18 protein-coding genes are annotated in these 21,200 nt (G+C 28.4%); 11 read left to right on the plus strand and 7 right to left on the minus strand.

The genetic code is table 11. From position 1 onward, the window contains the following. Positions 1–686 precede the first annotated feature (686 nt). Entirely contained in the window at positions 687–3,119 is a 2,433-nt protein-coding gene (gene gyrA / locus F0310_RS02120) for a DNA topoisomerase (ATP-hydrolyzing) subunit A (protein ID WP_182117314.1), read from the minus strand. Between the two features lie 11 nt (positions 3,120–3,130). Continuing rightward, positions 3,131–5,035, minus strand: a complete 1,905-nt coding sequence (gyrB, locus tag F0310_RS02125) for a DNA topoisomerase (ATP-hydrolyzing) subunit B (protein ID WP_182117315.1) — start codon at positions 5,033–5,035, stop codon at positions 3,131–3,133. Between the two features lie 236 nt (positions 5,036–5,271). Here gyrB and dnaA point away from each other — a divergent pair, with 236 nt between their 5' ends. From dnaA to F0310_RS02180, 11 genes are all read left to right on the plus strand, one after another. Next, on the plus strand, positions 5,272–6,726 hold the full coding sequence (gene dnaA, locus F0310_RS02130) for a chromosomal replication initiator protein DnaA (RefSeq protein WP_182117316.1): 1,455 nt from the start codon (positions 5,272–5,274) through the stop codon (positions 6,724–6,726). A 246-nt stretch (positions 6,727–6,972) separates the two neighbouring features. Next, entirely contained in the window at positions 6,973–8,133 is a 1,161-nt protein-coding gene (gene dnaN, locus F0310_RS02135) for a DNA polymerase III subunit beta (protein ID WP_182117317.1), read from the plus strand. Between the two features lie 14 nt (positions 8,134–8,147). Next, positions 8,148–9,215, plus strand: coding sequence for a DNA replication/repair protein RecF (gene recF / locus F0310_RS02140; protein WP_182117318.1), 1,068 nt, complete (start codon positions 8,148–8,150; stop codon positions 9,213–9,215). Then, positions 9,196–9,495 (plus strand): DciA family protein, encoded by a 300-nt coding sequence (locus F0310_RS02145; protein ID WP_182117319.1) that lies wholly within the window; start codon positions 9,196–9,198, stop codon positions 9,493–9,495. The genes recF and F0310_RS02145 overlap by 20 nt, the downstream gene beginning before the upstream one ends. An 89-nt stretch (positions 9,496–9,584) precedes the next feature. Beyond that, on the plus strand, positions 9,585–9,740 hold the full coding sequence (gene rpmH, locus F0310_RS02150) for a 50S ribosomal protein L34 (RefSeq protein ID WP_182117320.1): 156 nt from the start codon (positions 9,585–9,587) through the stop codon (positions 9,738–9,740). Then, positions 9,721–10,065 carry a ribonuclease P protein component gene (gene rnpA, locus F0310_RS02155; RefSeq protein ID WP_182117321.1) on the plus strand — a complete coding sequence of 115 codons (345 nt, stop codon included), beginning with the start codon at positions 9,721–9,723 and terminating at the stop codon, positions 10,063–10,065. Before rpmH ends, rnpA begins: the two co-directional genes overlap by 20 nt. Beyond that, entirely contained in the window at positions 10,062–11,684 is a 1,623-nt protein-coding gene (gene yidC, locus F0310_RS02160) for a membrane protein insertase YidC (RefSeq protein ID WP_182117322.1), read from the plus strand. The genes rnpA and yidC overlap by 4 nt, the downstream gene beginning before the upstream one ends. Positions 11,685–11,699: 15 nt before the next feature. Beyond that, positions 11,700–12,407 carry an RNA-binding cell elongation regulator Jag/EloR gene (gene jag, locus F0310_RS02165; protein WP_182117323.1) on the plus strand — a complete coding sequence of 236 codons (708 nt, stop codon included), beginning with the start codon at positions 11,700–11,702 and terminating at the stop codon, positions 12,405–12,407. Between the two features lie 169 nt (positions 12,408–12,576). After that, positions 12,577–13,632 (plus strand): NAD-dependent epimerase/dehydratase family protein, encoded by a 1,056-nt coding sequence (locus F0310_RS02170; RefSeq protein WP_182117324.1) that lies wholly within the window; start codon positions 12,577–12,579, stop codon positions 13,630–13,632. Between the two features lie 131 nt (positions 13,633–13,763). Continuing rightward, positions 13,764–14,846 (plus strand): class II fructose-bisphosphate aldolase, encoded by a 1,083-nt coding sequence (gene fbaA, locus F0310_RS02175; RefSeq protein WP_182117325.1) that lies wholly within the window; start codon positions 13,764–13,766, stop codon positions 14,844–14,846. A 204-nt stretch (positions 14,847–15,050) separates the two neighbouring features. After that, complete coding sequence (locus F0310_RS02180) at positions 15,051–15,461, plus strand: Hsp20/alpha crystallin family protein (protein ID WP_182117326.1); 411 nt, start codon at positions 15,051–15,053, stop codon at positions 15,459–15,461. Between the two features lie 26 nt (positions 15,462–15,487). Here the strand turns inward: F0310_RS02180 and aspS are convergent, their stop codons facing one another. Genes aspS through rpoN form a run of 5 tightly spaced genes read right to left on the minus strand, consistent with a single transcriptional unit; the run spans position 15,488 to position 21,199 of the window. Next, positions 15,488–17,248 (minus strand): aspartate--tRNA ligase, encoded by a 1,761-nt coding sequence (gene aspS, locus F0310_RS02185; protein WP_182117327.1) that lies wholly within the window; start codon positions 17,246–17,248, stop codon positions 15,488–15,490. Positions 17,249–17,251: 3 nt separating this feature from the next. Then, positions 17,252–19,312 (minus strand): cation:proton antiporter domain-containing protein, encoded by a 2,061-nt coding sequence (locus tag F0310_RS02190; protein ID WP_476577988.1) that lies wholly within the window; start codon positions 19,310–19,312, stop codon positions 17,252–17,254. Positions 19,313–19,371: 59 nt separating this feature from the next. Continuing rightward, the gene (locus F0310_RS02195) at positions 19,372–19,650 is read right to left on the minus strand and encodes an HPr family phosphocarrier protein (RefSeq protein ID WP_182117329.1); all 279 of its coding nucleotides are present in this window, start codon (positions 19,648–19,650) and stop codon (positions 19,372–19,374) included. A gap of 6 nt (positions 19,651–19,656) precedes the next feature. Next, positions 19,657–19,953: an HPF/RaiA family ribosome-associated protein gene (locus tag F0310_RS02200; RefSeq protein ID WP_182117330.1), complete on the minus strand. Its 297-nt coding sequence runs from the start codon at positions 19,951–19,953 to the stop codon at positions 19,657–19,659. Further along, positions 19,943–21,199 (minus strand): RNA polymerase factor sigma-54, encoded by a 1,257-nt coding sequence (gene rpoN, locus F0310_RS02205; protein WP_182117331.1) that lies wholly within the window; start codon positions 21,197–21,199, stop codon positions 19,943–19,945. The genes F0310_RS02200 and rpoN overlap by 11 nt, the downstream gene beginning before the upstream one ends. Between the last annotated feature and the right edge of the window lies 1 nt (position 21,200).

Consider the following 21,200-nt stretch of genomic DNA (forward strand, 5'->3'; position numbering starts at 1 on the left):
ATCTTAATATATTCAACAAAGAATATACAAAAATTGAAAGGATATTAAAAATAACTATAAAAACTACTTGAAAGCAATCAATAATTGACTAATATAGCAGAGCATGGGATTCAAAAAGGACAAAACTTATTCATTAATATTCAGAGATATAAATTCCTTATCAAATATTCCTAAACAATTTGTAATGTAATAAAATATATTGCCCTAATAAATTGCAAAAATTCCATCTTACTTATTTTTAAAAAAAATCTTTAGTAAAAAATAAAATCTTTAAAATTATTGATCCATCTATGAAAAAATGCAAATCATAAAAAACACCAAAACCAAATCTAATAAAACACTACCAAATCTGAAGGGATTGCAAAAATAACAGAATTACTAATACAAGCATTAGAAGATACTAAATTAGATGAGATAAATAAAAAACTATTTTCAATCTTAAAAAGGATATAACACAATAAAATTGTACTAAAATTTTATTTTCTAACTATTAAAAGACATTTTATAATTAGAAATAGAAGACATAAAGCCTAAATATTTTTCTCATTATTTTTAAATAAAATCTATCTATTATAATATTATTAAAAACACCACGAAGTTTTATAAAATTACTTTACATAAATATCAATTAACAAAAAAAAGAATGTTCCCTGGAACATTCTAAAAATACAGTTAATATTAACTTATCATTTAATAAATTTTGAAACAGATACTAACTTATCCTCATCAAGAGACAATACCTGAATTCCTCTAGCATCTTTACCTTGCTCAGATATTTTATCTGCCGATGTTCTTAAAATCTTTGAACTCCTACTTATAAGGAATATTTCATCTCCCTGCATTACTGTAATAGCATCAACAACTTCACCTGCTTTCTCATCTGATTTTTTATAGCTAGTGTAACCAGTAGCTCCTCTTTTAAGCTCAGTTAATTTAGATATATTTAATCTCTTTCCATATCCATTTTCAGAAACAATTAAAAGATAAGATCCTTGCCTATGAACTAAAGACTTAATGCAAACATCACCTTCTTTAACCTTCATGCCAGATACACCCTGAGTTCCCCTATGTGTAAGTCTAATATCATTTGAATTAAATATAAAAGAGTTCCCTCGCTTAGAAATACAAATAATTTTCTCATCTTTAGAAACAATCTCAGCACTTGTAACGAAATCTTTATCAACAAGCCTAATAATAATAACTCCTCTTGCCTTAATTGTTTTAAGTCCTTCCATTTCAATACGAGCTACTTTTCCACTAGCAGTTGTTATTAACAAATAATTATTCTCTGTTAACTCATTGCAATTTTTTATGGTTAATATTTCTTCTGTTTCTCCCAAATTAACAAGTTCACGTATATTTTGTCCCTTTGAAGATCTAGAAGTATCCTTAATCTCATATGCATTAATTACATAAAGTTTTCCCTCATTTGAAATCATAAATAAAAAGTCATGAGTACTTACACACAAAGAAATATTAACTTGATCTCCATCTTGCAAATCAAAAGAGCTAAGACCTTTACCACCTATACCTTGAAGTTTATATTCATCCTGTAAGATTCTCTTAATAAAACCTTTCTTTGTAAGAATAACAATAACGTTTTCTTTCTGCATTAAATCTGCCATACTTGTTTTTAAAACCTCCTCATCATAAATTATTTTTGTTCGGCGCTTATCGCCAAATTTTAAACCTAAATTAATCACCTCTTCCCTTATAATGTCAACAATTCTTTTTGGATTTAAAAGAATATCTTCATAATCCTTTATCAAAGCTAAGATAAGTTTAAACTCTTCTTCAATTCTTTCTATTTCAAGAGATGTTAACCTTTGTAACTTCATATCAAGAATAGCATTAGATTGAATCTCTGATAAACTAAACTCCTTAATAATACACTCCTTAGCCTCCTTTATAACCCTAGAAAACTTTATTATTTCTATTACTTTATCAATATTTTTTAAAGCTACATTTAATCCCTCAAGAACATGAGCCTTTTCTCTTGCTTTCTTTAAATCAAATTCCACCCGTCTTCTAACAATTTCCTTTCTATGCTTAATAAATTCAGATAAAAGTTCCTCTAAATTCAATTGTCTCGGAATTCCATCAACAAGAGCCAAATTATTTATGCTGAAATTTTTCCTAAGTTCAGTATATTCATAAAGTAAATTCATAACAATAAGAGGATCAAATCCTCTCTTAACCTCAAGTACAATCCTAATTCCATCGCGATCTGATTCATCCCTTATATCAGAAATACCCTCTAATTTTTCTTCTTTTAATAAAAACGCAATTTTCATAAGTAGGGAAGATTTATTAACAGCATAAGGTATTTCTGTCACTATAATAAAAGTAATATCCTCTGGTTTTTTCTCAATATGATATTTGGCTCGAACAACAACGCTTCCTTTACCTGTTGTATAAGCCTTAACTAAGCTATCACTATAAATAATTTCCGCAGAAGTTGGAAAATCTGGTCCTTTAACTATCCCAATTAAATCATAAACAGATATATTATCATGATCCAACATGTAAATCAAAGCAGCACAAATTTCACTTAAATTATGTGGAGCCATATTTGTAGCCATTCCAACAGCGATTCCACTAGATCCGTTTACCAATAAAAAAGGAAAAGCAGTCGGCAGAACCTCAGGTTCACTTAAAGAATCGTCATAATTAGGCTTAAAATCAACAGTTTGCTTATCTATATCTTTAACAAGCTCTTCTGCTATTTTTGCCATTCGTGCTTCAGTATACCGCATAGCAGCAGGAGGATCACCATCAATAGATCCAAAATTTCCCTGTCCACTTATTACAGGATATCTTAGAGAAAAATCCTGAGCAAGTCTCACAAGTGCCTCATAAATCGATTGATCTCCATGAGGATGATATTTACCAAGAACATCACCAACGATCCTCCCTGCTTTTTTAAATGATTTATCTGATCTAAGCCCCATTTCATGCATAGAATAAAGAATTCTTCTGTGCACAGGCTTAAGCCCATCCCTTACGTCAGGAAGAGCTCTTGAAACAATTACAGACATTGCATAATTTAAATAAGATGTTCTAACTTCATCCTCTATTTTAATATTTAATATTTGTTCAACATTCTCTTTAGATGACATCCCTGCTCCAATTACACATCCAGATTTACTACATCAAGTGCATTTTGTTCAATAAACTTTCTCCTAGGTTCAACATCATCTCCCATAAGAGTAACAAAAATTCTCTCTGCCTGCATAGCTTCCTCTACCTCTATTAATTTCATCTTTCTTGTCGTAGGATTCATAGTAGTTTCCCAAAGTTGAGTAGGGTTCATCTCCCCAAGACCTTTATATCTTTGAATAATAACCTTGTCTTTCTTTTCACTCTGAATGGATTCTAAAAAAGATTCTTTTTCCAAGTCATCATAAAAATAATGCACTCTGCCATCAAATTTAACCTTATAAAGAGGTGGCATAGCTATATACACATGCTTATTTTCAACTAAAGTCCTCATATAACGAAAGAAAAAAGTAAGAAGCAGAGTCCTAATATGAGAACCATCAACATCAGCATCAGCCATAATAATAACCTTATGATAACGCAACCTTTCAATACAAAAAGTCTTCCCAACACCAGCTCCAAGAGAAGCTATTATTGGAATAAGTTTATCATTTGTAATAACTTTATCTTCTCTTGTTTTCTCAACATTAAGCATTTTCCCCCATAAAGGTAAAATAGCTTGAAAAAATCTGTCTCTCCCCATTTTTGCACTTCCCCCCGCAGAATCTCCTTCTACAATATAAATTTCTCTCTCAACAGGATTCTTAGAAGAACAATCTGCTAATTTTCCAGGTAAAGCTAAACTCTCAAACGTACTTTTTTTCCTTTCAGATTCTCTTGCTTTTCTTGCCGCTTCACGTGCACGAGCTGCCCTTATTGCCTTATTAAAAATAATTTCCATTTCTAAAGAATTATCGTTAATAATCTTCAAAAGTCCATCATATACAATAGTTTCAACAATTTTTTTAACATAAGAGTTACCTAGTTTTCCCTTAGTTTGCCCTTCAAATTGAGGTTCAGGTATTTTAATAGAGACTACTGCCGTTAACCCTTCTTTAAAATCATCTAATGTAAGGATGGGAACGTCTTTTTTACTTATCTTTGCCCTTTTAAAAGCATCATTCATTGCTTTAAAAAGACCACTCTTATATCCAGCAACATGAGTTCCTCCCTCTCTAGTATTAATGTTGTTGACAAAAGATAAAACATTGTCAGAATATCCCTCTGTCCATTTAAGTCCAACATCAACAATAACATCATCAAGAGACCCTTCAATAAAATAAGGTTCACTTTGAATACTTTTAATATTATTTGTTAAATAATCTACAAAAGCCTTTATTCCACCTTCAAAATAAAATTCTTTAAATTTCTCTTCTCCTGCTCTTTTATCTTCAATTGAAATTCGTATTTTATCATTTAAAAATGCAAGTTCTTTAAGCCTCTTTGAAAGAGCTTCAAAGTTGTAGTTCAAAGTTTCAAAAACTTCATGATCTGCTAAAAAAGTAACTTTAGTGCCCCTAGAAAAACTTTCTCCAACAATCTCAACCCCAGATGTTGGCACACCTCTTGAAAAAGTCTGTCTAAAAACCTTACCATCTCTTCGTACAAAAACCTCTAAAAAAGACGATAAAGCATTAACAACTGAAATACCTACACCATGAAGTCCTCCAGAAACCTTATAAGTACCCTTATTAAATTTTCCCCCAGAGTGTAGCTTAGTCAGAACAAGTTCAAGAGCGCTAATTCCTTCTTCTTCATGAATATCTGTAGGAATTCCTCTTCCATTATCACTTACTGTTATAGAATTATCGGGATTGATAACAACTTCTATTTTATCACAAAATCCAGCTAAAGCCTCGTCAATGCTATTATCAACTACTTCATAAACCAAGTGATGTAGTCCACTAATTGAAACAGATCCAATATACATCCCAGGCCTTTTCCTAACAGCTTCAAGTCCCTTTAAAACTTGAATATTACTAGCAACATAATTCATAAACCTTCCACACAATTAATCATAAATTATGATATAACCAAATTTTACATTAAAAACAAGATAATATCTATTAAATAACATAAAACATATTTAGTTTGCTTTATCCTTAATAAAATTTTAAAATCTACAAATCATCCAGACAATGTTTTAGTTAATCATTATACTATATACTATATATACATCACCAAAATCAACAAGGATGTGCTTAGAATCACCAAAATCAACGAGGACAAAGAATGCAAGAAGGAAAAAATATATGGAGTTTAATTATAGCAGAAATAAAAAAAGAAATATCTGAAGAAGAATTTTACATATGGTTTGAAAATTTATACTTTATAAATACAGTCAACGAAAATATACAAATATCTACTCCAAATTCTTTCCATAAAAATCAAGTAGAAAAAAGATTCTCTAAAAGAATAAAAGAAATCTTAGTTGAGAAAGGTTACAGAAAAATTAACATCGAATTTACAAATCAAAAAAATGAACCTAACAATAAGAATTTAGAATATAAAAATATTGCATTAGACAAGATTTCAACACAACAAGGTTTATATAAAAAAAGAGAAACCAATAAAAGCTACATTAAAAACATAACAGAAAATACAAATAAATATATAATACAAGAAGAAATTCATAAAAAATATAAAAATCCATTTCTAAAAAAAAAGTATTTATTTGAAAATTTCATCATAGGACCAAATAATAAGCTTGCATATAATGCAAGCTTATCAATTGCAAAAAATCCTGGGAAAAAATACAATCCATGCTTAATTTATGGTGGAGTTGGCCTCGGGAAAACGCATTTACTTCAAAGCATAGGAAACAAAACAGAAGAATTACATAAAGAACTAAAAATACTGTATGTAACCGCTGAGAACTTTTTAAATGAATTCGTAGAAAGTATAAAAACAAACGAAACAAAAAAATTTAAAAAGAAATATCGATACTTAGATATGCTTTTAATAGATGATATTCATGACCTACAAAAAAAAGAAGGGATACAGGAAGAACTTTTCCATACATTTAATGCTCTTTACGAAGAAAACAAACAAATGGTATTTACATGCGACAGGCAGCCCTCAGAACTCACAAACTTTACAGATAGATTAAAAAGTAGATTTACAAGAGGACTGAATGTAGATATATCAAAGCCTAATTTTGAGCTAAGAGTAGCTATTATAGAAAAAAAAGCAGAAGAGGATGGCATCAAAGTTTCAAAAGATATTCTAAACTTAGTTGCTAGAAAAGTAACAACAAATATAAGAGATTTAGAAGCGGCGGTAACAAAATTAAAAGCACACATAGACCTTGAAAATATAGAAATTGACACTAACATAGTAGACAAAATAATTAAAGAAATAATAGTTTATGAAAGGGATGATGCAAATACACATAACAAAATAAATACTGAAAACATAAAAAAAGTTATACTAAGAGAATTAAAACTCACAAATAAAGATATTGAAGGAAAAAGTAAAAAGCCAGAAATTACAAAAGCAAGGCACATTTATGCATATCTTCTGAGGAATTTTACAGAACTTTCAACAATTGAAATAGGAAAAATCATTGGAGGGAAAACTCACTCAACAGTGCTTTACTCAATAAATAAGATTGATAAAGAAAGAAATAACGACCTAGAAATTAACAATTTAATCATAGAACTTATGAACAAAATCAACAAAAGCTAATAAAATATATAAAAAGTAAAATACTTTTGAACAAGTTAAACAAATAATTCGACAAAAAAAACAGATAATTAGACAGACAATTAGACAGATATTATTCTTTTTAAAAAATATAAATATGACGAATTAGACAATTCGACAATACTCTATTAACACAACTACTAACAAATATAAAAGAAAAAAATTGCAAAAATACTAAACTTATAAAAATAGGGAAATAATAATATAATAATTAAGGAGGGTGAAAGTTTGGATGAAAAATTTATACTATGCGATACAGAACAAATTTCTAATGAAATTGACAAAGCAAAAAGCATAATCATAAACAGAAACATAAACGATATTTGGAGTTCAATATTACTTGAAATAAAAAACTCTAATCTTAAAATAAAATCAACAGACAGGAATATATTCTTTGAAAGTACTATTCCTATTGTCTCAGTAGAAAATTTCAAGGTATTAATAAATGCTTCAAATTTCTCTGATGCAGTAAAGGCTCTAAACCTATACAATGAACTAAGAATAACATTTGAAGAAAATGAAAACAAACTAAGTATAATTGGAGAATCCGGAAAAAGTGACAATAACGAGATAAATGATCATTTAAGCGAACCAACTTTTTCTAATGATGAAGTTGAGAGCTATAATTGTGAGATAAATGGAGAAATTTACAACTTTACGGTTGAAATAAGTCAAAATGAATTCAAGAAAATTATAAATAAAGTTTCATTTGCAGCATCATTAGACGAATCTAAAAATGTTTTAAATGGAGTCTACATTACAAAGGAAAAAGAATCTAGAATAATATTTGTTGCAACAAATGGACATAGAATGTCTATATACAAAACAGAATTAATAGCTGAAGAAGATATTAATTTTATAGTCCCTGTAAAGATGTTTAATCTATTAAGACAAATGATAACGGGAGAAGGCATGGTAAAAGTTAAAGTTTCGGATAAAAAATTTTATGTTGAATTTAATAACTATAAAATAGCATGCAGCCTTATAAGTGGAAATTATCCTGATTATGAAAGTATCGTACCAAAAGAACAACAAAATAAATGTTTAACTGAAATTAGTATATTAAAGGATAGGCTTTCAAGAGTGAGTTCCTATACAGATAAAAGGTCCAAAAAGGTGATTTTAAACTTTTTGGTTGATCAACTAAGACTTGTTGCAGAAGATTTGATTACAGGGAGAAGAGGAGAATTCTTCGTACAAGTACCTAATTACGAATATGAAGGAAATAAAGAGGTCATAGCTATTAATGGCGCTTACCTTTCTGAGGCAATTAGTGCATTTGATAATTCAAAGTTAGAAATAAAATTCAGTCAAGGAGATGTATTAAAACTAAGTGAACCTGGCAATGATGACTTTATGCATTTAATAATGCCCATGACTCTAAATTAACATTTTATGATAAGATGATAAATAAAATTGAGCTTTGTAATTTTAAAAATATAGAGAATCAGGTTATCAATTTTAATTATGACAATGTCTATTTTTGTGGAGAGAACGGATCAGGTAAAACTAATATTCTTGATGCTATTTATTATCTTGCTTTTGCATCTTCATTTTTGGTTAATACTGATAAAGAGCTTATCAAATATGGCGAGAAAGAATTTTATTTAAAATGCTTTTATAGTACTAAAGGAAATGAAGGAGAAATTAATATATCACTTATAAATGGAAAAAAAGAAATAAAAGTTAACAATAGTATTATAAAAGACAGGAAAGAGTTGATATTAAATATTCCAGCAATTGTTTTTTCAAATTATGATATTGATTTTATTGTAGGAACTCCTTCTAAGAAGAGATGGTTTTTTGACCAAGCAATAAGTCTTATTTCTTTAAGTTATTTAGATTCTCTTAGAAAGTATCGAAAAATTGTAAAACAAAGAAACTTAATTTTAAGACAAGGAGACAGAAATTTGCTGAAAGTTTATAATGAGACCTTTATTGACTATGCTCTTGAGATAACAAAAATGAGAGAAAAATTTATAAAGCACTTTTATGAAATTTTTCAACACTATTATTCACTAATTTTTGATGTTTCTTACAGTTTGAAAATTAAATATATGCCTTCCGTTAAATGTAATGAGAGAAGTGAATTCCTAAAAACTTTACTTTTGAATGAGAAAAATGAGCTTGTTGAAAGGAATACTTTAATAGGACCACACAGAGATTTATATGAAGTACTAAATGGCGATAGGGTTTTTACAAATCATTCTTCAACGGGTCAGAATAGGATACTATCTTTGATTTATAGACTTGTGCAGGTTCTTATGTTTTATAAAAAAAATGGAATAGCACCAATTTTGCTTTTTGATGATGTATTTTTGGAATTAGATAAAAGAAGAAGAGAGAGAGTATTTGATGTTTTGCCAAAGAGTTCTCAGTGCTTTTTTACATTTTTAGATGACTGCTATGATTTTAAAAGAGATAATAATTTTATAGTATATAAAGTTAAAAATGGAAAATTTGAACTTTAAAAAAGCAGGAAATATACTTAAGAAGTATCTAAACTCAGATATTATTTCTAATGAAAATCTGAATGCTAGTTTATTACTTTCTCAAAATTGGAAAATGATATTTGGCGAATTTTCAGAGAGTGTGAAATTATTAAATCTGAGGGATAATAAAATATTATATGTTGAAGTTAAGAATTCAGGCATTTTGTATAGCCTTTCTTTGCGGAAATCAAAAATAATAAAGCTAATAAATGATTCTACAGGTATTAAGATAGTAGATGTAAAGGTTTTAATAAGATGAATTTATTGACAATTGTACTTGTATACTATAATATTACAGTGTTTAATTTGTGTCTTAGTAATAAAGAATATTTTTAATTGGAGGTTTTTTTGAAAAGGACTTATCAGCCGAGTAGGGTTAGAAGGAATAGAAGGTTTGGATTTAGATCTAGAATGAAGAATAAAAATGGAAGACTTATTATTGCAAGGCGAAGAGCTAAGGGAAGATTAAAATTAACTGTTTCTGATGAAAAAAAGAAGTATTAGCATAAAAACAAAGGTAGAAATTCAAGACCTTTTTAAAAAAGGTAAATTAATTAGAATGGATGGATTTAGTGTATTTTACAAGTATACAAGATTAGCAATTTCTAGAATACTTGTTACGTTTCCTAGGAGTTTTAAAGGTGCTGTTAATAGGAATCGTGTCAGGCGAATCTTCAAGGAATGTTTTAGAAATCAGCTTTATTTATTTAAAAACAGTAGTGTTGATTTTATTTTTTTAATTTTTCCCAAAAAATCAAATGTTAATTATCATGAATTGGAAATGATGATGAAAAGTTTATTTTTAAAGGTCGATAAGAGGGAAATGTGAGTCATAACAAAAAAATTTTAAGATCTATTTACTTATCTTTGGTTTTTATTGGTATTTTTATGCTTATTAATGATATTTTTTTGTTTCAAAAGTCTCCTTCTGTAGTTGATAAAAAGGTTGGTTTTGACTTAAATAAAAATTTTGATATTGATAGATCTTTGACTGTTGAAGGTGATATTTTGAACTTAAGTGTTAATTCTGAGGATATTAGCATTGAGACCGGTGTATATTATGCTACTTTTTCAACATTTAGAGGAAATTTAATTTCTTTGAAACTTAAAGGCCATTTAAATTTAGAAAAAGAACCCACTGAGTTGGTTAATGCTAGTATGGATGGAGAAGGTTTTTTCTATGTTAGTTTTGATGGATTGGTTAAAAATTTGTTTTCTTACGAAAAAGTAGATGAATATACTCATGATTTTAAGACCAATTTTAAATATAATGGTCAAAATTACGAATATGTCAAGAGATATAAATTTTCAGAAAAAAATGAATATTTGATAAAGCTTGAAATCTTATTGAATAGCACTGACTCTAGCAATAAGCTTGATATTGATTCTTATAACTTTGTGTTAAGTTCTAATATTGAAAAGTTGAGTGATAGAGGTAAGCTTCAATACAATAACTACTTATCTCAAGCTATTTATTACGATACTAAAGTTAGGTATGGAAAAGAAGGGTTAAGTGTTATTCAACCTAAATGGGTGGGATCTAGTACTAAATATTTTGAAATATTGGTTTCAAAAAAAAATATGAATGTTGAGTTTAAAAATGAAAATAAAATTTTAAAGGCTTTTATTTTAAATAGAATAGACAATAAAAATATTAATGATACTTTCTATATTTATGCAGGCCCTAGAGATAATAAATACTTAGATATTTTTGATAGAAAATATGAAAATAGTTTTAATATATTTAATATGGAGTTTGGAATGTCTGTTGAAAAAGGCTTATTATACTTTATTCAAGTTCCTATGCAATTGATAATGCAAATTTTTTATAATGTTATCCCTAATTGGGGGCTTTCAATAATATTTTTGACAATTGTTGTAAGGATACTTATATTCCCCTTGACTTTTAAAGGATTCAGAGCTACAGCAGAACTTTCTAAATTGCAACCAAGGATGAAAGAAATACAGATCAAGTTTAAAAATGATCCTAAAAGATTAAATGAAGAAATAGGTAAGCTTTATAAGGAAGAAGGTGTTAATCCTCTTGGTGGATGTTTTCCTATCCTTTTACAACTTCCTGTATTTTTTGCTCTTTATGGACTTGTAAATAATTTCTTTTTACTAAGGGGAGCTAGTTTTATCCCAGGATGGATTGATGATTTATCAATTGGCGATAGCATATATTATTTTGGGTATAAAGTTTTTTTATGGACAGACATTAGAATTTTACCTTTTATTATGATGTTTACTCAGTTATTTTCTACAATTTTTAGCTCTAATGTTGATCTCAAAAATCTTGGTGGGCAACAAAAATTTTTATATTTTGGGATGCCTATTATGTTTTTTTTCATACTTTATGATATGCCGTCGGGGCTTTTAATTTATTGGATTACGACAAATATTTTTACTATTTTACAACAATACTATATAAAAAAGCATGTATCTTAAGGAGGAATAGGAATAATGAGTTATGAATTTTATGGAAAAACAGAGCAAGAAGCGATTAAAAAGGCAATGAGGGATCTTGATTTAAGAGAAGGAGAGTTTGATGTAGAGATTTTAGAAAAGGAAAAAGTTGGATTTTTGTTTAAAAAGGAGATGATTAAAATAAGAGTATCTCCTCATTTAAAAGAGAAAAATATAGGAGATGAAGTTAACTACAGTGAAGATATTTATAATAAAGTTTTAGATTTTGTTAAGGGCATGGTCACTAAGATGGGTTACTGTGTTGATTTAAAGATTGAGTCTAGTGAAGGCGAATATATTAAAATATCTATTGAGACAGATAGTCCTAGTATATTAATTGGAAGGGAAGGAAGAAATTTGGATGCTTTACAGCTTTTAGCAAATATTTATGCATCTAAGCTTATTGGAAAAAATGGTAATTTTAACAAAGTTATACTGGATATTGAAGATTATAGAGAAAGATTTAAATCAAAATTTATTAATTTAGCGATAAGCTCTTTGCATAAAGTAAAAAGAAGCAGACGTTCCATTCTTTTGCCAACAATGAATCCTTTTGAAAGAAGAATTATTCATACTACTTTAAATCGTTATAATGATATTAGGACAGAAAGCGAAGGGGATGGAAACTTGAAAAGGGTAAGAATTTCTTATGTAAGGAATGGTAAATATAATAATTTTCGTAGTTATCAAAGAAGAGGATATTAGAAGAAAGAATTAGAATTTTATTTCTTCTTTTTTCTAGAAATTGAAATTTTAGTTAGATAATTTTTATGGGTTATAAGAATTCAATCTAGTATTATTTAACATAATAATTTAGATATTTCAAAAATATATTTATTTTTAACAGGATATACATGGTATTAAGAGGGTTTATATGAAGGTATTTTTAACAGGTATTGCAGGATTTATTGGGTTTCATCTAGCTAAAAAGCTTGCTGATAATAGACATGAAGTTCTAGGTGTAGATGTATTAAATGACTATTATGAACCTAGCTTGAAGTATGAGAGATTAGAAGTTTTAGGTTTGGACTGTAAAAATATTAAGAATAAGAAGATTGTTAAGAGCGATGTGTATGATAATTTAAGTTTTGTTTATCTTGACATATTGGATAAAGAACAGATATTAAATCTTTTTTTAGAGCATAACTTTACGCATGTTTGTCATTTAGCAGCGCAAGCAGGAATTAGAGATAGCATTGAAAATCCCGATAGTTATATATCAATTAATATTGTTGGATTTTTTAATGTTTTAGATGCTTGTAGGATATATAAAGAGAGTATCAAACATTTTGTTTATGCCTCAACTTCTGCGGTGTATGGAATAAATGAAATCATTCCTTCAGATGAGGATAATATTACAGATCATCCTTTAAATTTATATGCAGCTAGTAAAAAATCTAATGAAGTGATAGCACATTCTTATAGTTCGTCTTTTAATATTCCAACAACAGGATTACGTTTTTTTACAGTTTATGGTCCTTATGGAAGACCTGATATGGCTTTATATCTGTTTTCAGATGGAATTGTAAAGAGAACTACTATTGATGTTTTTAATAATGGGAACATGGCTAGAGATTTTACATATGTTGATGATGTTATAGATGGTATTTATACTGTTCTTAGGAATCCTGCTAAGAGGGATAATAACTTTAATATAAAAAATCCTAGATCTTCAAGCTCACTTGCTCCCTATAAAATATACAATATAGGAACAGGACATGCTACTAAATTGATGGATTTTATTAATGAACTTGAGATAAATCTTGGTAGTAAAGCTTTAAAAAATTTTTTGCCTTTGCAAAAAGCAGATGTTGTAGAGAGCTGTTGTGATATTTCAAAGCTTAAAAATGATTTTGCTTATAAACCTTTAATTTCTATTAAAGAGGGAATAAAAAGGTTTGCAGATTGGTATAAGTCTAGGTTAATTTAGTTTTATCTTTTTGATTTTAGATTGGAATTGTGTAGTTTTGTTTTAATGCTATTTAGAGATTTTGTTTTAAACTGGAGTCACTTTTAAGGTTTCGGTGTATAATGTAGTTATATATTATAAGGAGGGTCTAGTTGGGTGTATTAAAAAAAATTAAGCCTGGTGTAGTTTATGGAAAAGATTTACATGTTCTATATGAAATATGCAAGAATGAGGGTTTTGCGATTCCTGCAATTAATTGCATAGGGACAAATTCAATTAATGCTGTTTTAGAAGCTGCTAGAGAAATAAATTCTCCTATTATGATACAGTTTTCAAACAGCGGTTCTGCTTTTGTTTCCGGTAAGGGATTGAAGGTTGATAAACCTCAATTAAATTCTGTGCTTGGAGCTATTTCTGGTGCCATGCATGTTCATTTAATGGCTGAATATTATGGAGTTCCTGTTGTGCTTCATACAGATCACTGCTCAAAGAAATTAATTCCTTGGGTTGAGGGACTTTTAGAATATGGAGAAAAATATTATAAGGAACACAAGAAGCCTTTATTTTCTTCACATATGTTAGATCTATCTGAAGAAACAATTAAAGAAAATATTGATGTATCTAAGAAATTCTTAGAACGAATGGATAAGATTGAAATGTTTTTAGAGATTGAACTTGGGATTACTGGAGGAGAAGAAGATGGTGTTGATAATTCAGATAGGGCACATCAAGAATTATTTTCAACTCCTAATGATATTTATTATGGATATTCTGAGCTTATGAAGGTTAGCCCTAATTTCCAAATTGCTGCTGCTTTTGGAAATGTTCATGGAGTTTATAAGCCTGGGAATGTTCAACTTACTCCTAAAGTATTAAGAGATGGCCAAGCTTATGTTGTATCTAAATTAGGATTAAGTAATAATCCTAAGCCTGTTTCATATGTGTTTCATGGAGGCTCTGGATCTACTATAGAGGAGATTAATGAGGCTCTTTCTTATGGTGTTGTTAAGATGAATATTGATACAGATACTCAATGGGCTGCATGGGAAGGTGTATTAAATTATTATAAAAAGAATGAAGATAGACTACAGGGCCAACTTGGAGATGGTAGAAACTTGGATGTTCCAAATAAGAAGTTTTATGATCCAAGAGTTTGGCTTAGAGAATCTGAGGTTAGCATGAAAGAACGTGTAAAACTTGCTTGCAGAAATCTTAATAATATCAATAGAAATTGAAGTAAAAATAATAAAAGAATTTTGTCAATTGAAAGGTGATTTTATGTGTATTAAATACACATAAAAGAGCTTTTAGTTATAATAAATGTATGATCTGTTTTTATGTTGTTGTATTTTTGTCTTTTATGTTTTACTATTTGAAGCAGGTGTTTGGTATGGTTTTTGCATAGGTTTATATATACAGTGATAAAAGAGGAGTTGTATATGTGGTTAACAAATTATAAAAAAAGTTTTCTGGATTTTTTGAATGATGATTTTGATTTTATGAGCCCTAAAGGAATTCAAGATGTTCCAGTTAACATTAAGGATGAAGGTACTTCATTCACTCTTGAAGCTTACTTGCCAGGAATAAAGAAAGAGGATATCTCTATTTCGCTTAAAAATGATTATTTGACAATAAGTTATGAGAGTAAGTATGACACGGAAGAGAAAGGCGATAAGTATCTAAGAATAGAAAGAAAAGATATTTCTTTTTCAAGAAGTTTTAGGCTATCTACTAATATTGATCAGAATAAAATCAAGTCAGAACTTAAAGATGGTGTACTAATTATTAGTCTACCTAAAAAAACAGAGGTTGTTGAGAAAGCGCAAGAGAAAAAGATTTCAATTGAATAAATCTTAAGTAAGGATGCTTTGCATCCTTACTTTTTATATTCTTCCACTTTTAAATTTAATTCTATTAATTGTTTATTTGAGATTTTAGAAGGAGAGTTGTCAAGAGGATTGACGGCAAATGAGTTTTTCGGGAAAAGTATTACATCTTTTATTGAACTTGAATTTGTCATAAGCATTAATAGTCGATCGATTCCAATTGCAATCCCACCGTGAGTGGGAGCTCCATATTCTAATGCTTTTAAAAAAAATCCAAATCTTTCTTCTATTATTGTTTCATTAAAACCTACTATATTAAATATTCTTTGTTGTAATTCCCTATTATGTACTCTAATGGAGCCGGAGCCAATTTCCATTCCGTTTAATACAAGATCATAAACTTCGCCTAAAGCTTTACCTGGTTCTTTTTCTAGAGTATTAATGTACTTTTTTTGAGGAAGAGAGAATACATGGTGAGCTGCTTTATAGGTTTTTGTATCCTCATCGTATTCAAACATAGGAAAATTGTCGATCCATAAGAATTCAAAAACATTTTTTTTAGCTAGATTGAGTTCGGTTGCAATTTTTATCCTAATTTGTCCCATTGCTTTGCAAGCTTTTTCCCATGAGTCAGATATAAAAAATATTATATCGTTATTTTGCAAAGAGTAAGCTTCAAATAAAGTTTTCTTTGTTTCAGTTAAGAATTTTGCAATTCCACCTGTAAACTCGCTATTCTCTATTTTTGTAAAGTAAAGATTACTAACCTTGTTATAAAGTTTCGCATGCTTTTCTAGATTATTGATCTTGGCTCTTGAAAAGTTATGAGCTTCATTTTTAATTATAATTGCTTTTATTGTATTCTTATTTTTTAATGCTTCTTTAAATACATTGAATGAAGACTTTTTAAGGTGATGGCCCATATCTTGAATAATTAATTCATACCTTGTATCTGGCTTATCGCTTCCATAGCTATTCATTGCATCTTTATATGAAATCCTTTTAAATTTTTTGGGAAGCTTAATATTGAGTGTTTGTTTGAATACGATAGACATAAGACTTTCAATTAGCTTAAAAATATTTTCTTTCTTTATAAAACTCATTTCCAAATCAAGTTGTGTAAATTCTGGTTGTCTGTCGCCCCTTGAATCCTCATCTCTATAACATCTAGCTATTTGGAAATACTTATCAAAACCAGCTATCATTGTAAGTTGTTTGTAAATTTGTGGTGATTGTGGTAATGCATAAAATTGTCCTTTGTGTATCCTTGATGGAACTAAAAAGTCTCTTGCACCTTCTGGTGTTGACTTTACTAAAGTTGGAGTTTCTAATTCCAAAAAATCTTTTTTTGTTAGATAAGACCTAATTATTTGTATTACTTTACTTCTTATTATTATTTTTTGTTTTTGTTCTTTTCGTCTTAAGTCTAAATATCTATATTCAAGTTTTGAGTTGTCACTTGCATTATTGTTATCTTCAATCATAAAGGGTAGTTCATTGCATCTTGAAATTACATTTATGCTTTCTGCAAGTATTTCAAAAGCTCCTGTTTTCATTTCTTTATTTAAAAGTTCTAAAGGCCTTAGATTTAATTTTCCTTGAACTTTAATACAGTATTCCATCTTAATCTGGGATACTATTTTTAATAGATTTTCATCATTTACAAGCACTTGCGCTTCGCCGTATCTATCTCTAATGTTGATAAAAGTAACTTTTCCGTGATGCCTAATTTTTTTGACCCAAGCATTTATTTCTATCCTTTTGTTTATAAGCTTATTGTTCAATTGATTGCATTTAATAATCTTAAACATAATTTATCCTACTATTATATTATAAATTTCTTTGTCAGTTTTAGCGTTAAGCATTTCTTGTTTATTTAGGTCAACTTTACCTACAATAGATGCTAAAATTGGAGGATAATTAACGTAATCCTTAGCTGGATATAGTATTAATATAAATATGTGGCTTAAATTATTATCAATGGCATTAAAATCGATTCCATTATGACTTATTCCAATAGCTATATGCATTTTTTTGATTAAATTTGTCTTTAAATGAGGGATTGCAAATCCTTCTTTAAGGGCTGTAGTTATGATTTTTTCTCTTGCCATTAAGTCTTGTAGAATCATTTCTTTGTCAATCTCAACTTTTATTACGCTTAAAAGTTCTCTTAATACTTCAATTTTGTTTTTTGCTTTTAATTCTAAGATAATGTTTTCCTTTTTGATTCTTTTATTAAGTTTACTATTTCTAAGTATTTTATCATAATTTATTGAGTAATCTAACTTTTTTGCATTCATAGAAACAGTTTTAACTTCTTCAGTTATTGTTTCTAAATGTAGAATAGTTTCTCTAAAAAGATCTTGTATTATCATTAAATGTTTATTTGGGCATTCAAATGTTATTTTACTTCCCTCTCTTTTAATTGAAAGGGAAATGTCATCTCGTCTTGCATTTATATATTGAGAGAAATCATTTTTTACTTGTTGAGTGAAAAAGCCTTCTTTTCTTAGTTCATTTTTTAAATCCCATGTAAGTATTTTTGCTAAGTTATCGTATGCAAACGATACTGTGATTTGAGTGTTATGTTCTGTTCTGAATATTTTTCTTAAGCCATTTTTATTTATTTTAAACAGTAAGTTGATTATTGGTGTTGAAATTATTGTAGGCAGGAAAACCATTATTATAACTATTCCAAATATTTTTTGGCTTATAAATTCGGAAGAAAGCGCTACGTTTGCAATAATTAATGATATTTCACCTCTTGGAATCATACCAAAAGCTATTCTTAATGCTCCTAGCTTATTGAAGCCTAGGAAGCATGCTGGAATAAAACAATAAAAAAGCTTAGTTGCTATTGCTACACAACTAAGCATGGCTCCTAGTATTAAGACTTCTTTTGATAGTATTTCATTTATATCAGCCATAAGGCCTATTGATGTAAAAAATACTGGTATGAAAAATCTTTCAAATATTGTTAGTTTATCTTGGATTACATATACGATATCTGTTTTGGACATGGCAAGACCAAATACATAAGCCCCAATTACAAATGACATTCCTAAATTTTGAAAGAAGCTTGATACAATAAAAGTTAAAGCAATAGTTATTACAGTGGCTAGAGTGACACTATTCAGTCTTTTAAGTAGTTTTGATATTGGCTCTGATAATAAGATTAATATAAAGGTTAGGCATAACCAAATTAGTATGTTTTGAATTGTAGCTATAATGGAACTCATGATATCAAGTTCTGATATTGATCTTGCTATTGTTATTACACTTGTTAACATTATCATTGAGAGAACATCATCTATTATTGAAGTTGATATTATGGTAACTCCTTCCGATGTGCTCATCTTTTTTTTGGCTGAGAGTATGCTTGCAGCAATTCCTGCAGAAGTGGGAGTTCCAATGATGCCTATAAAAATGGATGTAGGACTGATTAATGGAATATCAAAAAGAATTGTAGATATTAGCATGAAGCTTGCAAAAGTACCGATCACTTCAGTTGTTCCTATTAATCCTCCACGAGGTAAGAATTTGAGGAATAGTTTTAGGTCAGTTTCAATACCTGCTGTAAAGAGTAAGATGATTGAAGCTATTGTTGAAATTGCAAATATTTCTTCGTTTATTAGATAATTGTCTCCAATTCGAGTAATTCCTAATGGAAACAATAAAGGTATTTTAACTTTTCCAAGAAATGTTGGACTTAAGATAATTCCTGCTGTTATTTGTCCTATTACTTTTGGGATTCCTATTCTTCCTACTAAATTCCCAAGGAAGCTAGCTGAAATTACAATAACAGCTAGACTCATTATAAATGAAGACATTTTAGCTTCAACATGATGGCTTGCATCTTGCACATAATCTAGCATGCCAAATGCAACCTTTGGATTGAGGATAATCAATATTTTGTACAAGATTTTTTTGTTCATTATTTAATCTCTTCTTTAAAATTTGATTTTAATAGTTTTGATAATTTGTCAATAATTTCGCTTTCTTCTTTTCCATTTGCTAAAATCGTTATTTTTTCCCTATATATTACTCCGAGTATTATGATTTCAATAGTAGATTTGGCGTCAGCCTGTCTACCATCTTTTGTAACCAGTTTTACATTGCAAGAAGGATATTTACTTGAAATTAACGAAATCATGCTAGATGGCCTTGAGTGAATACCTTCTTTGTTGGTTATCTCAATTTCTATTTTTTGCATGTAATTTTACTTATTATTTTCTTTTTTGTCTTTCTCTTTGTTAGCTGTATTTTGAAGCCTGTATATTAAGCTTTCTATTATTTGGTATAACTCTTTGCCTTTTTCTTTAATATGTATTATTTTGCCCCAGTTAAAATGAAGATGAGCATCTATATCAAAAGCATCGTTTTCTTTTTTTATTGTGATTTTTAAACTTTCCGAATTCTTTTTAATATGTTCTCCAATTTTGCTTAATTTTTTTAAAATAAAATCTTCTGTAGTACTACTTAAGTGATAATTAATAGCTTGTATTTTATGTTCCATAAACTTCCCCCTCAAGTTTTAATTCATTTCTGTATTTATTTACAGTTCTTCTTGAAATAGAGATTCCCTTAGATTTCAGTATATCAGAAATTTTATTATCGGACACCTTTTTATTTTTGTCTAAGATTCCTTTTATTATTAATTTAATACTTAATTTAGAAAATTCATTTGTTTTTGAACCTCCTATTGAATTAAATAATTTTCTAACAGAGATTATCCCCCAATCAAATTTTAGATATTTATTTTTTATTGTTCTTGATATAGTTGATTTTGATAGGTTAATTTTTTCAGATATGTCAGCTAACTTCATTGGTCTTAAGCTTTTAAACCCTCTTCGTAAAAATTCTTTTTGAAATGTATATATTGCTATTGCTATTTTGGCTAGTACTTCATCTCTATATCTTAATGATTCAATTAACCATTTTGCTTGTTTATATTTTTTTAAATCTTTGACTTCGTGTTTTTTTAATTCTTTTTTAAAAATGTTTACTTCTTTAATTTTTATCTTGAGTTTATTGTTTTTATTTATGATGATGATATCAGGTTCAATGTAGTGATTTGTGTCTTTTATATCTTTAAACTCAAATGTTGGATTAGGATTAAGGGTAAGTCTAATTGTTTCAAGGGCTTGATTGAAAACTTGAGTATTAATTTTAAGTTCTTCTTTTATTTTTTCTTGAGTATTATCAAGTAAATCAGCTTTTTCAAGAATTTTAATTATAATATTGTCTAATTTATGGTGTTTTGCTTGTAGTATTAGTGATTCTATTATGTTAAAAACACAAATTCCTATTGGGTCAAACTTTTGAATTAGTTCAACCATTTGAGTGACTTGAGGCCAGTCTTCTTTTTTAAATAGCTCATAAGGATTTATTATATGAAATCCTTTATTATTTAAATTATTTATTATAGTTTCTCCTATTTTAATTTGATCTTTATTCAATTTTTGAATTCTTAGCTGAAATAAAAGATGTTCCTTAAAAGAGGGTTTAATTGATGTTTTTTCTAGTGCAATTTCATATAGAGTTTTAGTATTTTCATCTTCTTTATAAAAAAGTTTTCTAACTTTATAAGTTTTTAGTGTTTCAAAAAATATTTGATTTGAATCTACTTGAAGATAATCATTATTTTCAATTTCATTTAATATAATCTTTATTAGGTCTTTTGTATCAAGACTTAACATTTTTATTGTATTTATTTGAGTCATGCGTAGTTTTTGTGCTATTTTTAAGTTTTGCTTAATCATC

Source organism: Borrelia sp. A-FGy1, assembly GCF_014084025.1.
Classification (GTDB): Bacteria; Spirochaetota; Spirochaetia; order Borreliales; family Borreliaceae; genus Borrelia.